Source organism: Streptomyces sp. NPDC059010, from assembly GCF_042740355.1.
GTDB lineage: Bacteria > Actinomycetota > Actinomycetes > Streptomycetales > Streptomycetaceae > Streptomyces.
This window is the reverse complement of record NZ_JBHYJA010000031.1, coordinates 70,530-85,366: the sequence shown is the minus strand read 5'-3', so window position 1 is coordinate 85,366 and position 14,837 is coordinate 70,530. Positions and strand designations below refer to the sequence as shown.

Sequence of the window (14,837 nt, the reverse complement as noted above, 5' to 3'; positions counted from 1 at the left end):
GTCAGTTGTTAGGGCAAGGTGGAGGCCATGACGATGCGAACCCACTCCCTCGGAACCACCGGCCCCCAGGTGTCCGCCCTCGGCCTCGGCTGCATGGGCATGTCCGGCGCGTACGGCGAGGCGGACCGCGCCGAGTCCATCGCCACCATCCACGCCGCCCTCGAAGCCGGCGTGACCCTGCTCGACACCGGCGACTTCTACGGCATGGGCCACAACGAACTACTCATCGCCGAGGCCCTGCGCACCGCCCCGGCCGCTCTGCGCGAGAACGCGCTGACCAGCGTGAAGTTCGGCGCCCACCGCGGCCCGGACGGCGAGTGGCTCGGCTACGACGCGCGCCCGGCCGCCGTGAAGGCCTGGGCCGCGTACTCCCTCCAGCGCCTCGGCGTCGACCACATCGATGTCTACCGCCCCGCCCGCCTCGACCCGAACGTCCCGATCGAGGAGACCGTCGGCGCGATCTCGGAGCTCGTCGAGAAGGGGTACGTCCGCCACATCGGGCTCAGCGAGGTCGGTGCGGAGACCATCCGCCGCGCCGCCGCCACCGCCCCGATCGTCGACCTCCAGATCGAGTACGCGCTGATCTCCCGTGGCCCCGAGCGGGAGATCCTGCCCACCCTGCGCGAGCTGGGCATCGCCGTCACCGCGTACGGCGTCCTCTCCCGCGGGCTGATCTCCGGCCATGTCACGCCCGGCCAGGGGTTCGGCGCGGACGACTTCCGCGCCCACTCGCCCCGCTTCCAGGGCGACAACCTCCAGCACAACCTCACCCTGGTCGAGTCCCTGCGCAAGATCGCCGAGGAGAAGGGTGTCTCCGTCGCCCAGATCGCCATTGCCTGGGTGCTCTCCCGGGGCGAGGACATCGTGCCGCTGATCGGCGCCAAGACCCGCGCGCGGCTCGGTGAGGCGCTGGGCGCCCTGGACGTGACTCTGGACGCGGCCGACCTCGCCGCCATCGAGGCCGCCGTACCGGCGGACGCGGCGGCCGGCGAGCGGTACGCCCCCGCCCAGATGGCCATGCTCGACAGCGAACGCTGATCGTGGTGCCGGGTACCGTCTAGGGCATGGCAGCGACCTCCCCGACCCTGACCGCCGAGCGCATCCTCGAAGCGACCGAGGAGGTGCTGCGCCGACACGGACCGGCCAAGGCCACCGTGGTCGACGTGGCCCGCGCGCTCGGCGTCAGCCACGGCAGCGTCTACCGACACTTCCGCACGAAGGCCGCGCTGCGGGAGGCGGTGACCAAGCGCTGGCTGGACCGTACGACCGAGGTGCTCGCCGCGATCGTCGCGGACACGGAGCGGGAGCCGGAAGCCCGGTTGCGCGAGTGGTTCGCGGCCCTGCTCGCCGCCAAGCGGCGCAAGGCGGGTGACGATCCGGAGCTGTTCGCCACGTACACCGTGCTGGCCGGCGAGAGCGGCGTCGTCGTCGGCGAGCACATCACCGAGCTGACCGACCAGCTGGCCGCGATCGTGTGTGCGGGCACCGATACGGGCGCCTTCACCGTCGCGGACCCCGCCATCGCGGCCCGCGCCCTCTTCCAGGCCACGGGCCGCTTCCACGACCCCTGCTACGCCAAGGAATGGGAACTGCCCGGTGTGGAGGGCGAGCTGGAAGCGGTCGTCGACCTGCTGCTGCGCGGACTGCGCGCCCGCGACTGAGGCTCTGAGCCGTCGGTCACTCGGTCTGCGCCTCCGCCGGGTCCACCGTCGCCTGATGGGCCTCCGCGAGATGCTCCTCGGCCTTCAGCCACGGCAGGAACTGGGCGCCCTTGCGCCAGCCACAGGTGTCACATCTGACCGTGCGCTGCGTGCCCTTGCGTTGTACCCGTACGACGTGCTCCCGTCCGTGTTGGTCCCAGCGGCTCACCTTGCTCGTGTTGATCTCCAGCATGACGCCTCCAGCGTCCGGGACATCGAGTCTGCGGACGTCGAGTCCGCGCGCGGCTTTGCGCAGCAAGGAGTGTGCAGCAAGACCAACATCAACAGGGACACCTCCTTCATGAGTTGACCAACCTGTGGCCACACCCTCACATTTCGATCAGCCACATCTCGGTCAGCCGATCGTGCGCGGCAGTCGCAGACTGAGCAGTCCCGTCAGGGCCACCCCGGCCAACTGGACCAGGAGCGTGGTCACCAGGGCGTCCCGCATGCCCAGCCCCGGGATCAGGGCGAGGAAGAGCGTGCCCAGCGTCGCCACGCCCAGGGCCAGCGACGACTGCTGGGTCGTGATCATCACCCCGCTGCCCACACCCGCTCGCGCCGTCGGCACCTCGGAGAGGACGATCCGGAAGACGACGGGGAGTTGGAGGGCCTGACCCGCACCGGCGACCGCCGCGCCCGGCAGCAGCTCGACGAGGCCCAGGTCCGGCCAGGAGCGCCAGGCCGCCAGGGCCATCAGGGCCACGCCCACCGCCTGGATCGCCGCGCCCGCGGTCACGACCCGGGTGCCGTAACGGGCCACCAGACGCGGGCCCGCCAGCGAGACGAAGAAGAACACCACCGCCATGGGCGCCAGCGCCAGCCCCGCCGCGACCGGGCCGCGGCCCGCGCCCTGCTGCAACGCCACCGCGATCACGAACATGAACCCGCTGAAGCCGATCGAGAACGGCACGATCATCACCAGACCGCGGCGCAGGGACGGCAGCGCGAACAGGCTCGGCGGCACGAGCGGCGTACGGCCCCGACGGTCCGCCCTGCGCTCCACGGCGTAGAACGCCGCCGCCACGAACGGGAACGCCGCCAGCGACAGCCACGTCCACAGCGGCCAGCCCGCCGCCCGGCCCTCGGTGAGCGGGGCGAGGAGCGTGAGGAGGGCGGCGGCGAGCAGGACCGTGCCGGGTCCGTCGAGCGGCTCCGGATGCGGTGAGCGGGTCTCCGGGACCGCGCGGGCGGCGAGGAAGAGGCCGACCAGGACGACGGGCACGTTCACCAGGAACACCGAGCGCCAGCCGGTGCCCGCGACGTCGGCCGCGACCAGGACGCCGCCGAGGATCTGCCCGGCGACCATCGACAGGCCGGCCGTGGCGCCGTACAGGCCCATGGCCTTCGCGCGGCGCGGGCCGCTGGTGGTCGCCTGGATGGTGGCGAGCACCTGCGGCAGCATCGCCGCCGACGCCGCGCCCTGTGCGACCCGCGCCGCGACGAGCGCCCACGCGCTGGGCGCCAGCCCGCACGCCAGCGAGGTCAGCCCGAAGGCCGCCATGCCGCCGAGGAAGAGCCGCCGCCGGCCGAACAGGTCGCCGAGCCGCCCGCCGAGGACGAGGAGCACGGCGTACGCCAACCCGTAACCGGCGACGACGAGTTCGAGCATGGTCTCGCTCGCCGCGAGGTCGTGGCCGATGGCGGGCAGGGCGACGTTGACGATGAAGAAGTCGATGAGGGGGAGTGCGGCTGCCAGGAGCACCGTGAAGAGGCCCAGACCGCCGAGTGTGGGTGGGGCCGGGGTGGCCCGGGGCTTGTGTGCAGTGATGGTTTCGGTCACGGTTACGAGCCTGCGAGTACTCCGAGACTGGTACCAGAGTGTCCTTATCCTGGTAGCGGAAGCACCTGGAAACAGGGTCCGGGTGAGGGCAGGCTGGAGGCATGACGACGATGGCCGGGACGACGACTCGGACGAATGCCCAAGGGACGGTGACCCCGGCGCCCCGCGCCACGGCCGCGTCCGAGATCCGGCGCCATGAACTCGCCGCCTTCCTGCGCCACCGCCGCGAGCACATCGCCCCCGAGCAGGTCGGCCTCCCTCGCGGCCGACGCCGCCGTACCCCCGGTCTGCGCCGCGAGGAGGTCGCCCAGCTCGCCGCGGTCGGTGTCACCTGGTACACGTGGCTGGAGCAGGCCCGCGACATCCAGGTCTCGGTCCAGGTCCTCGACGCCCTCGCCCGCACGCTGATGCTCGACCCCAGCGAGCGGTCCCACCTCTTCCAGCTGGCCGGCGCGGTGGACCCGACCCCGGCGACGACCTGCCCCTCGGTGACGCCGGCGATGCGCGCCATTCTTGAGCAGCTGGAGCCGTATCCGGCGTGCCTGCAGAACAGCAGGTACGACATCCTCGCCCACAACCGTACGTACGGCCTGCTGCTGTGCGACCTGGAAGCGGTGCCGCCCGAGGACCGCAACTGCATGATCCTGTCCTACACGCACGACGAGTGGCAGTCCTCGATCGTGCACCTGGAGCAGACCCAGCGCCTGATGGCCGCCCGCTTCCGCGCCGCGATGGCCGGTCACCTCGGCGAGCCCGTCTGGAAGATGCTCCTCAAGCGGCTGCGCACGGAGTCGCCCGAGTTCTGCGAAGCGTGGGACCGGCATGAGGTGGTGGCGCACCGCAGCAAGCGCAAGGAGTTCCTCAACCGGTATGTGGGCCGGATCCTGGTCGACCACACCGACCTGTGGCTGAGCCCGGAGGTGGGTCCGCGGATGGTGACGTATGTACCGGCGGACGAGGAGTCGAGGGCGCGCCTGGAGAAGCTGCACGCGATCGCGTCGGAGCGGGCGCCGGCCTGAGCTGTCGCGGCTGCCAAAGGCCCCTCAACTGACCACAGTTGAGGGGCCTTTCGCATATGTTGCGCCACTTGGTGCTGTGCTACTTTGCTGTTCAGCAGGAGCGGCTGGGAAATGCCACGGCCGCGGTTCGACCCTGCTTCGTCCGGTGCACAGCCCAGCCGGACGAGAGCACGGGGGGTTTCTCGCGAAGCGCGGGAGACGCGATCACCAACAGCACGGAAGTTCCACCGGGCCAGTGGCCCGTTTTGAGGACTGAAGCACAGGGCTGGTGCGACGGGACTCGACCAACTCCTTGAGAGGACCGCGTCAGACGGCGCGGCACGGGGCGAGGAGTACACGTCATCTGCATGCGCAGGTGGCTGGTCGAGGCTGTCGCGCGCTCACCGGCCACCTTCAGAAGAAGGAGCAACGGTGAGCGCCAATCAGAAGAGGCTCATCGCTTTCGCGTTCTGTGTCCTGATCTCCCTCGTCCTGGGGTTCGCGTCGGGGCTGGCGGTCGGCGCGCTCGGCGCGTCCCGGCTGGCGGCGGTCTCCGCCGGCGGAGGTGCGACGGTGGCGTTGCTTGCCATCGGAGTGGCCGTGATCGCTCTCTTCGACTTCACCGACGACAGGGGAAGTTCCACGCCCCCACCTCAGCCCCGGACCGGGACGCCGACCTGAGCGCTGCTCAACCGTGTACCCCCAGGGCTTGCCGCACCTCGCCCGCATCCAGCCGCTCAGCGGTTCGTGCGGCGGTCCGGCGCGCCCACGGACCACTCGTCAGCGTCCCCACCACCAGGACCAGCAGCCCGCACCCGGTGAGGATCCACCACCCCGGCACCGCCGCCGACACGAATGTCTCCTCGTACGACGACGTCCCCACGCCGGCGGCCAGCACCGCCCCGACCACCGCGACCCCCAGCGTCAGCCCCAGCTGGCGGCTAGTGGAGGCGACGGCGGCCGCCACCCCCGCCTGGGCCCGCGGCATCCCGGACACCGCCGTGTTCGTGATCGGCGCGTTGACGAAGCCGAACCCGATGCCGAACAGCACGTACCCGAGGACCATCGTGGCGTCGGACGTCTCCGCCTGGAAGAGGGCGAACAGTGCGCAGCCGGCCGTCATCGCGACCCCCGCGACCAGCAGCGAGAGCCGGGGCCCGCGACTGCCCACCAGCCGTCCGGACAGCGGTGCGCACAGGAACATCGGCGTCGCCATCGGCAGCATCCACAGGCCGGCGTGCAGGGCGTCCAGACCCCGCACGTTCTGGAGGTACAGCGTCGACAGGAACAGGAACCCGCCCAGTCCGGCGAACGCGCCGATCGCCGTCACGGTCGCCCCGCTGAACGGCGCCGACCGGAAGAACCGCAGGTCTATCAGGGGTTCGGCGCGGCGCGGCTCGTACCGGAGGAGGCCCAGCAGGGCCGCCAGCGCGAGCGCCGCGAACGGCAGGACCGAGACCGGCCCGGCGCTCGGCGCCTCGATGATCGCGTACGTCAGCGAGCCGAAGAGCGCGATCACCAGGAGCTGGCCCACCGGGTCGATGCGGCGTGGCTTGGGGGCGCGGGACTCGGGGACGAAGCGCAGGGTGAGGAGGAGGGCGGCCAGGCCCACCGGCAGGTTGACCCAGAAGATCGCCCGCCAGCCCACCCCGTCCACCAGCAGGCCCCCGGCCAGCGGCCCCGCGGCCATCGAGATGCCGACCACCGCACCCCACACACCGATCGCCCGCGCCCGCTCGCGCGGATCCGTGAAGGTGTTGGTGATGATCGACATCGCGACCGGGTTGAGCATCGAACCGCCCACCGCCTGCACCATCCGGAAGGCGATCAGCGAGTCGAGGTTCGGTGCCAGCGAGCACAGTGCCGAGCCGATGGTGAACAGGACGAGGCCCGCCATGAAGACACGTTTGCGGCCGATCCGGTCCGCCGTGGAGCCGGCCAGCATCAGCAGGGAGGCCAGGACGAGGGTGTAGGCGTCGATCGTCCACTGGAGGCCCGACGTGCTGGCGCCGAGGTCGCGCTGCATCGCGGGGAGGGACACATTGAGGGCCGTGGTGTCGAGGCTCACGATGAGCAGGCTCATACAGCAGATCGCGAGGACCAGCACGCGGCGGCGTGGGCTGAGCTCCGGCATCCTTGAATAGTACGCCTAACTAATCAATTTCGCCGCACCCCGTCCGGTACGTGAGAATGGGTGGATGCCCACGACCGTCTCGTCCACCGCCTCGTCCCTGCGGATCGGCCCGCACACCGTCCAGCCGCCCGTCGTCCTGGCCCCGATGGCCGGGATCACGAACGCGCCCTTCCGCACCCTGTGCAGGGAGTTCAGCGGTGGCAAGGGGCTGTTCGTCAGCGAGATGATCACGACCCGGGCGCTGGTCGAGCGCAACGAGAAGACCATGCAGCTGATCCACTTCGACGCGACCGAGAAGCCGCGCTCGATCCAGCTGTACGGCGTCGACCCGGCGACGGTCGGCAAGGCCGTGCGCATGATCGCCGAGGAGGGCCTCGCCGATCACATCGACCTGAACTTCGGCTGCCCGGTGCCGAAGGTGACGCGCAAGGGCGGCGGCTCGGCGCTGCCGTACAAGCGGCACCTGCTGCGGGCGATCCTGCGGGAGGCCGTCAGCGGGGCGGGCGATCTGCCCGTCACGATGAAGATGCGCAAGGGCATCGACGACGATCACATCACCTACCTCGACGCCGGGCGGATCGCCGTCGAGGAGGGTGTGACGGCCATCGCGCTGCACGGCCGCACCGCCGCCCAGCACTACGGCGGCACGGCCGACTGGGACGCCATCGCGCGGCTGAAGGAGCATGTGCCGGAGATTCCCGTGCTCGGGAACGGGGACATCTGGTCGGCCGAGGACGCCGTGCGGATGGTGCGGGAGACCGGGTGCGACGGCGTGGTCGTCGGGCGCGGGTGCCTCGGGCGGCCGTGGCTGTTCTCGGACCTGGTCGCGGTCTTCGAAGGACGTACGGAAGACATCGCACGGCCCACCCTGCGCGAGGTCGCCGACGTCATGGTCCGGCACGCCACGCTGCTCGGTGAGTGGATCGGCGACGAGGCGCGCGGCGTCATCGACTTCCGCAAGCACGTCGCCTGGTACCTCAAGGGCTTCGCGGTCGGCTCCGAGATGCGCAAGCGGCTCGCGATCACGTCCTCGCTGGAGGAACTGCGCGGCGGGCTGGACGAGCTGGACCTCGACCAGCCCTGGCCGACCGGCGCCGACGGGCCCCGCGGCCGTACGTCCGGCAACAACCGGGTGGTGCTGCCGGACGGCTGGCTGAAGGACCCGTACGACTGCGCGGGCGTGAGCGAGGACGCGGAACTGGACACGTCGGGCGGCTGAGGCGGCCTCGACAGCGGGCACAACACCGCAGCCGGATACGGGAGTTGCGGCGTGCCGCCTTCGACCCCCTGATACTTCGACGCGTCGCAGGCGGACTGTCTGCTCCGCCTGGAACGCTTCGTCGAAGTGGCACGCGCGGCGATGAGCGAGCCGTCGTGAGCGTCAGCCCTTCGACGGGTTCGGTGTCGAGCCGTACGCCGTCAGGAAGCGGTCGCGGAAGGAGCTCATCTTCCACACCGGGGCCTTGGCGGCCGGCTGGAGGCCGTCCGTCCAGTTCCAGTCGGCGATCTTGTCCAGCACCTTCGGGTCCTTGGCGACGATCGAGATCGGGACGTCCCGGCTGGCCTTGGTGCCGCTGACCCGGGCCATCGGCTGGTGGTCGCCGAGGAAGACCAGGACGGTGTCGTCGGTGCCGTAGCGTTCCAGCCACTGGGTGAGGCTGGTCACCGAGTACGAGATCGACTTGCCGTACTCCTGCTTGGAACGGGTGGAGTCGCTGATGATGTCCGCCGGCTTGGTGCCCACCTCCTGGATGGGCTTGAAGACGGAGCCGTCGCCCAGGTCGTCCCAGTCGACCATCTTCGGGATCGGCGCCCAGGGCTGGTGGCTGGAGGTCAGGATGATCTCCGACATCAGGGGCTTGTCGTGCTTCTTGCCGTGGACCTGGCGCTGGAAGGCTTCGAGGGCGTACTGGTCGGGCATGGTCGACCAGCTGAACTTCGGTCCCTTGTAGCCGAGTTGGAAGGCGTTGTAGACCTTGTCGAGGCCGTAGTACTGCTGTTCCGGCCAGGCCTTCTGAACGCCCGGCATGACGCCGACCGTGTCCCAGTCGCCGGTCTTCTGGAAGACCTTGGTGAGGCTGAGGTGGTCGCTGGCCATGACGGTGCGGTAGCGCTGCTGGTTGTCGATCCACAGGCCCGAGAGGGTGGTGGAGTGGCCCAGCCAGCTGCTGCCGCCGTAGGTCGCCGACGTCAGCCAGCCGCTCTTCGCGTGGTAACCGGCCTTCGCCAGGGCCTTGGTGGAGGTGTCGAGGGTGCCGGTGACGCCGGGGGCGATCTCCGGGTCCTCGATCGCGCTGCGGCCGTAGCTCTCGATGAAGGTGAAGACGACGTCCTTGCCGCGCAGGTCGGGGACCAGTTGGGCGCCGGGTGTGTTGCCGAAGGTGTCGGTCTTCGCGTCCTTCGCGAACGCCGCCTCGTCGCGCAGGGTGTCCATGGCGCGGCGGGCGTGGACCTTGATGACGCCGGCGGTGTGGTCCGCGGCGATCGGTACGCCGGCTATCTGCAGGCCGAACGCCGTGCAGGTGATCCATACGGTGCCGGCGATCAGGGCGCCCCTGGAGGCATCGGCCTTGTGGCGGGCGAGGAGGTTGGCTATGCGTACGGTGGCCAGGGCGACCAGGGCTATGAGGAGTATGACCAGGATGACGAGGCCGATGGTGAGCAGGACCGTGGTCGTGCCGCCGAGGGAGTCCTTGATGTACGAATGGGCGTCGTCGAGGAGTTCCCAGTCCAGGACGATGTTGAAGTGGCGGCCCAGGTACTCGTTGTAGCCCATGTCGAGGAGGTTCAGGGCGGTCAGGGCGCCCAGGGCCGCGCCGGAGGTCGCTGCGGTGATCAGGCGGGGGCGGCGGGGGAGGGTCAGGAGTACGGCCGCTCCGATGACGGCCTCTGCGGGGAGGCGCAGGAACTCCGTGGGCTTGAGGTTGCCGAGGGTGTTCGGCATTTGCAGGCAGACGTGGATGAGGACGGCGGCGAGGACGGTCAGGGTCCAGCGGAGGTAGCGGGCTGCGGGCTTTTCGGCCTCGGCTTCGCCTTCGGTCGGGTCGTTCCCACCCGCACCACCCGTGTCACTTTCGTCGTCGGGTGCGGGTGCCCCCTGTGGGGCTTCTTCGTCGTCGGCGGCTACCGGTACGTCGGTGTCCGTGGGTGCCTCGACGGCCAAGTCGTCGTTCTTTCCAGGCAGTTGACGTAGGCGAGTGAAGACAGGCACCCGAAGGTCCTTCCGTGCGAGGCCCCTGGTGGAGTGGTGCGGCGGGCCTCGCTGGGGAGGTGGCGGGTCCGAGGAGGTGCGAGCACGCCCCCACGCCGCCCGGCACGCACTCTCGCCGCACCGGGAGAAGACCCAAGTAGCTCCGCTACGAGGGCCTTCCCCCGGCACACCGAGAGCACGCACCGAACGACGCGGGAACGCACCCGCACCTCCTCGGACCCGCCCGGGCCCGCCACCCATCCGTACGGTGGGCCCCCAGGCGCTGTTCAGCCAAATCGCCCCAGCGCTCGGCAAACGCTGGGCAAACACCAGGCCAACTGCCCCAGGGGGGCGGCCCTACGCCCCTCCCACGGCCGTCAGCAGTGCCAGCGGGGCCGCCGCCGAGCGGGATTCGCGGACGCAGGCGTGGGGGTAGGGGACCGGTTCCGCGTGGGTGTCGCGGCCGTAGCCCGCCAGGACCTCGGGGAGGCGGTGGCCGGTTGTCGTCGCCGCGTCGACCAAGGCGTGGGCCACCGTGCGGGCCTCGTCGTGCAGGCCGTAGCGGGACAGGCCCAGGGCGATGAGGGCGTTGTCGTGCGGCCAGACCGAGCCGCGGTGGTAGGAGAGGGGATGGTAGGCAGGCTGGCCGGAGGCCAGGGTGCGCACGCCCCAGCCCGAGAAGAAGTCCGGTTCCAGGAGGCGGCGGCCCACCAGCTCGCCGTACTCCTTGTCCAGCAGGCCGGACCAGAGCAGATGCCCCGCATCCGAGGCCAGGGCGTTCACCTGATGGCCGGTGCCGTCCAGAGCCAGGGCGGGGAAAGAGTGGTCCGGCATCCAGAACTCCCGCTGGAAACGGTCACGGAGGGAGGCCGCCGCCTGTTCCAGGAGGGCGGCGTAGGTCTCGTCCTGCCACACCGTGCGGGCCAGCCATGCCGTGCGGCGCAGGGCGTCGTAGGCGTAGCCCTGGGCGCCCGCCGCCATCACCGGGCCGGTGGGGCGGGTGCCGTCGGCGGAGCAGATGGCGCCGGGGGAGTCCTTCCAGTTCTGGTTGGCCAGGCCGCCCTGGTCGGCGCGGTAGACCAGATAGCCGACGGTGGTGAGGCCGCCGTGGTCCAGCATCCAGCCGATCGCCGCTCGGGCGTGGGGCTCCAGGCGGCGGGCGAGCTCGGTGTCGGCCGTCTGTTCCACGTACGTGCCCAGCAGGATCAGGAACAGCGGCGTCGCGTCCACCGAGCCGTAGTAGCGGCCGTACGGCACCTGCTCGAAGTACGCCAGCTCGCCGTGCCGTACCTCGTGCACGATCTTGCCGGGCTGGGAGACGGCGTCGAGGCCGGTCTCCGTCGCCTGGGTGGCGGCCAGCGCGGGGAGGGTCGCGGCGGCCAGCTGGGGGCGGTAGGGGAGTGAGAAGAGGGAGGTCAGCAGGGCGTCCCGGCCCAGCAGCGTCAGGAACCAGGGGGCACCGGCCGCCGGGACGCGGAGCTCCTCGCCGTCCGGGCCCTGCGCCGGGACCTGGAGCGAGGCCAGGTCGGCCAGGCCCCGGGCACAGGCGGCGGCCAGCTCCGGCCAGCCGGTCGGGAAGGCCACGCCCTCCACGAACTCTCCCTCCAGGGAGAGGAGTTGGGCGTTGAGGGCGGCGGGGGAGCGGGGTACGCGCAGCGTCCGTTTGTCGCCGTGCGGGCGGGCCATCACCCGGACGGTCAGTTCCGCTGTGCCGTGCGGGTCCAGGTCCAGGGTCCAGACCAGGCGGCGGGCACCGGTGCCGGTCTCCTCCACGCCGTCGGGGGAGGGGTCGGCCGTCACGGTCGTGACCGAGCGCCATTCACCGCGCTGGTAGGCGAACTCCACGCCGTGGTCCAGGACCTGGCGGGAGCGGACGGCACCGGCCTTGGCATAGGTGCGGTGGTCGGAGCGGAGCTCGAACTGGTCGGTGAAGTCGGCGTCGGCGGTGATGGCGAGGCGGACCGTCGTCGGGACCGGGCGGTTGCTGGTCACGCGCAGGGACTCGACGAACGAGCCGTCCCCCACCGCCTGTTCACGGAAGAGCGTGTACCCCGGGGGTTCGTTGCGGCCACCGCGCGGGACCAGGACACAGCGGGTGGTGTCCCCGTCGGCGACCGGGCTGAGGGCCTCCGGTACGGCCCCGTCCACGGTGAGCTGCCAGCGGCTCAGATGGCGGGCGTCGCGTACGAATAACCCGTCGGGGGAGCCGGTGCCCCGCACTCCGCTGATGTCCCCGCCGTCGCCCACGGCGGCGAACGTACTCCCGTACACGAGCAGATGCTGCCGGTCCGTCATCCCCGGTTACCTCCCTTGAGTTCCTTGATGCCGTTCGTGTCCCACGATGGGTGGTCGTGCAGAAGGTCGAGCGTGAGCGCGGCGGTCCAGCCGAAGTTGGTGGCTCCGCATGCCTCAACGGTGTACGGGTTGACGTACTCGGCGAACCCGGACGCGTCAGCGGTGTGCAGGATCGCCCTGCGCAGGGCGTCGGCCCGGCCGCGCTCGCCATGCAGCCGGAGCCCGCGCTCAAGCAGCCAGCTGGTGTTGAACCAGGCCGGGCCCCGCCAGTAGCGGTGCGGTTCGAAGGCCTCGCCGAGCAGGTCGTAGCTCGGTACGAGGCGGGTCGTGCCGCCGAGGCCGAAGTGCGGTCCGCTCATCGTCCGTACCAGGGTGGTGGCGATGTCGCGCGGCAGCTTGGGCAGGAGCAGTGGGATCAGCCCGGAGACGCTGCGCTCCGGGATCAGCTCCCCGCCCGGTCCGTCGCCCCGCACGTCGCGGCAGAAGAACATCCCCTCCGCCGGGTCCCACATCCGGGCGATCAGGGCCGCCGTCAGCCGCTCGGCGCGTGCGTGCCGGGCCGTGCCCGTCGCGCCCAGCTCCTGTGCGATCCGGGCCAGCGCGTGCTCGGAGGCGATGAGCAGGGCGTTGAACGCCGGGTCCTCGACGGCGAAGTCGCCGGTCCCGTCGGCGTAGCCGCCGTCGCGGTAGTCCGTCGCGAGGCGCACATAGCGTCCGTAGTCGAGATCCGTGGGCCGGTCCTCGGGCGCCCCGTGGGCGAGGTCGGCGCGGCGGAAGGAGCGGGCGGGGGTGGGCGTCACCCTGCTCAGCGGGGCGTCCCAGCAGGGGCTGTTGTCCATGCCCTGTTCCCAGGGGTGTACGACGGACGCGAGGCCGGCTCCGCCGAGGTCGCGGCGGTGCAGCAGATAGCGGTGCCAGGCGGCGAGGCGGGGATACGTCCGGGCGAGGAAACCGCGCGCCCGGGACAGGCCCGGGTCGGCGCAGTGCACCAGCCAGGCGGCCAGCGCGTGCACCGGTGGCTGCACGATGCCCGAGGTCTGTACGGTGCGCGGGGCGCCGGCGGACTGCCCCGCGGTCGAGGAACGCCAGAAGTCGGGGCTCGGGAAGTAGGCGTCGAGGGGTACGGAGGGGTTGAAGACGATGTGCGGGATGCGCCCGTCACCCCACTGGGCGTCCAGCAGTGTCTCCAGCTCCGTCTGGGCCCGTAACGGTGAGACGTGCCTGAGGCCGATCGCGATGAACGCCGAGTCCCAGGACCACTGGTGGGGATACAGACTGCGGGAGGGCACCGTCGAGGCGCCGGTCCAGTTGGCCTCCAGCACACCGGCGGCTCTGAGATGCAAGGCGTCGTCCGGCGGCGGATCGTATGCGATGTCACGGTCCGCTCGGCGGGCGGTGAGCTGGGCAGTGCGATCCACTCGGGGCTCCCCAAAAGACGTCCGGCCGACCAGTTCGGTCTTAGCCACCGTAGGGTTACGTCTATTTAACACGCAAAACTCAATATGTAATGCAAGCTTGAGAAACACAAGGGGGTGTGCATGAGCGCACGGGGTCAGGTGAGTGCCGGAGAACTGCTCGAACTGGTGCGGAGCGGACGGGCCGTCACACGCGGAGCACTTCAACAGGCCACCGGGCTGTCCCGTGCCACCGTCGGCCAGCGCCTCGACCGGCTGTTCCGCGCGGGCTGGCTGCGCGAGGGCGCCGGCGGCCCGGTCGGCTCCCCGCTCGGCGGCCGCCCGTCCATCACCCTGGAGTTCGACGACGCCCACGCCGTCGTCCTCGCCGCCGATCTGGAGACCCGGCACGCGCGTGCCGCCGTACTGTCGCTGACCGGTGAGATCCTCGCCGAGCACACCGGGACGCTGGTCATCGAGGACGGGCCGGACGCGGTGCTCGGTGACCTGGGCCGCTGGTTCGCCGAGCTGCTGGAGAAGGCGGGCCATCGTGCCGAGGAGGTCTGCGGCATCGGGCTCGCGGTGCCGGGCCCCGTCGACTCCGAGACCGGCCGGGTGGTCCAGCCGCCGATCATGCCGGGCTGGGACGGCTACGACATAAGAGGGCGCCTGGCCAGAGCCTTCACGGAGGCCACCGGCGCCGCCCCCGTCCCGGTCCTGGTCGACAACGACGCCAACCTCATGGCGTACGGCGAACAGCGCACCGGCTTCCCCGACTGCTCGGCGTTCGTGCTGGTCAAGGTGTCGACCGGCATCGGCGCCGGGGTCGTGGTGGACGGCTCGCTGTACCGGGGGATCGACGGGGGCGCGGGCGACATCGGACACATCCGGGTGGGCGCCGACGCGCTGTGCCGGTGTGGGTCCTACGGCTGTCTGGCCGCCGTCGCGAGCGGCGGTGCCGTGGCCCGGCGGCTCGCCGAGAGCGGGGTGCGGGCGGCGTCCGGCTCGGATGTGCGGGATCTGCTGGCGTCCGGGCATCCGGGGGCGGCGGCGCTGGCGCGGGAGGCCGGGCGGCAGGTCGGGGACGTGCTGGTGACCGTGGTGACGCTGCTCAACCCCGGCGTGCTGATGATCGCCGGGGATCTGGCCGGAACCCCCTTCCTCACCGGCGTACGCGAGTTGCTGTACCAGCGGGCGCTGCCGCGCTCCACGGCCCACCTGGACGTCATGACCTCGCGGCTGGGGGAGCGGGCCGGGCTGGTGGGGGCCGGGGCGCTGGTCGTGGAGCATCTGTACGCACCGGAGCGGGTGGAGCAACGGCTGGTCGCGCTGGGGGTGTGACG

General features: G+C 71.2%; 12 protein-coding genes. 6 read left to right on the top strand and 6 right to left on the bottom strand.

Features of this window, described 5'->3' with window-relative positions; translation table 11 throughout:
• The first annotated feature begins 27 nt into the window (after positions 1-27).
• The gene (locus tag ACFWYS_RS29930) at positions 28-1,038 is read left to right on the top strand and encodes an aldo/keto reductase (RefSeq protein ID WP_384775573.1); all 1,011 of its coding nucleotides are present in this window, start codon (positions 28-30) and stop codon (positions 1,036-1,038) included.
• A gap of 26 nt (positions 1,039-1,064) precedes the next feature.
• Positions 1,065-1,661, top strand: coding sequence for a TetR family transcriptional regulator (locus tag ACFWYS_RS29925; RefSeq protein WP_384775570.1), 597 nt, complete (start codon positions 1,065-1,067; stop codon positions 1,659-1,661).
• A 16-nt stretch (positions 1,662-1,677) separates the two neighbouring features.
• Here ACFWYS_RS29925 and ACFWYS_RS29920 read toward each other — a convergent pair whose 3' ends face one another.
• Positions 1,678-1,893 (bottom strand): hypothetical protein, encoded by a 216-nt coding sequence (locus tag ACFWYS_RS29920; RefSeq protein WP_384775567.1) that lies wholly within the window; start codon positions 1,891-1,893, stop codon positions 1,678-1,680.
• A 162-nt stretch (positions 1,894-2,055) separates the two neighbouring features.
• Positions 2,056-3,483 carry an MFS transporter gene (locus tag ACFWYS_RS29915; protein ID WP_384775564.1) on the bottom strand — a complete coding sequence of 476 codons (1,428 nt, stop codon included), beginning with the start codon at positions 3,481-3,483 and terminating at the stop codon, positions 2,056-2,058.
• A gap of 101 nt (positions 3,484-3,584) precedes the next feature.
• Between ACFWYS_RS29915 and ACFWYS_RS29910 the strand changes: the two genes are divergently transcribed.
• Both ACFWYS_RS29910 and ACFWYS_RS29905 read left to right on the top strand, forming a co-directional pair.
• Complete coding sequence (locus ACFWYS_RS29910; RefSeq protein ID WP_384775561.1) at positions 3,585-4,502, top strand: helix-turn-helix transcriptional regulator; 918 nt, start codon at positions 3,585-3,587, stop codon at positions 4,500-4,502.
• Between the two features lie 411 nt (positions 4,503-4,913).
• A complete protein-coding gene (locus tag ACFWYS_RS29905; protein WP_384775558.1) occupies positions 4,914-5,162 on the top strand; it encodes a hypothetical protein in 249 nt (82 codons plus the stop codon).
• Positions 5,163-5,169: 7 nt separating this feature from the next.
• Here the strand turns inward: ACFWYS_RS29905 and ACFWYS_RS29900 are convergent, their stop codons facing one another.
• Positions 5,170-6,615 carry an MFS transporter gene (locus ACFWYS_RS29900; RefSeq protein ID WP_384775555.1) on the bottom strand — a complete coding sequence of 482 codons (1,446 nt, stop codon included), beginning with the start codon at positions 6,613-6,615 and terminating at the stop codon, positions 5,170-5,172.
• A 64-nt stretch (positions 6,616-6,679) separates the two neighbouring features.
• Between ACFWYS_RS29900 and dusB the strand changes: the two genes are divergently transcribed.
• The gene (dusB, locus tag ACFWYS_RS29895; protein WP_384775552.1) at positions 6,680-7,834 is read left to right on the top strand and encodes a tRNA dihydrouridine synthase DusB; all 1,155 of its coding nucleotides are present in this window, start codon (positions 6,680-6,682) and stop codon (positions 7,832-7,834) included.
• 162 nt (positions 7,835-7,996) lie between these two features.
• Here the strand turns inward: dusB and ACFWYS_RS29890 are convergent, their stop codons facing one another.
• The 3 genes from ACFWYS_RS29890 to ACFWYS_RS29880 all read right to left on the bottom strand — a co-directional run bounded on the left by ACFWYS_RS29890 (position 7,997) and on the right by ACFWYS_RS29880 (position 13,518).
• Complete coding sequence (locus ACFWYS_RS29890) at positions 7,997-9,826, bottom strand: sulfatase-like hydrolase/transferase (RefSeq protein ID WP_384775549.1); 1,830 nt, start codon at positions 9,824-9,826, stop codon at positions 7,997-7,999.
• Between the two features lie 336 nt (positions 9,827-10,162).
• Positions 10,163-12,100, bottom strand: a complete 1,938-nt coding sequence (locus ACFWYS_RS29885; protein ID WP_384775546.1) for a glycogen debranching N-terminal domain-containing protein — start codon at positions 12,098-12,100, stop codon at positions 10,163-10,165.
• Positions 12,097-13,518, bottom strand: a complete 1,422-nt coding sequence (locus tag ACFWYS_RS29880) for a hypothetical protein (protein WP_384775543.1) — start codon at positions 13,516-13,518, stop codon at positions 12,097-12,099. Before ACFWYS_RS29880 ends, ACFWYS_RS29885 begins: the two co-directional genes overlap by 4 nt.
• Positions 13,519-13,638: 120 nt before the next feature.
• On the opposite strand from ACFWYS_RS29880, the gene ACFWYS_RS29875 reads away from it, so the two are divergent.
• A complete protein-coding gene (locus ACFWYS_RS29875) occupies positions 13,639-14,835 on the top strand; it encodes an ROK family protein (protein WP_384775540.1) in 1,197 nt (398 codons plus the stop codon).
• The last annotated feature ends 2 nt before the right edge of the window (positions 14,836-14,837 follow it).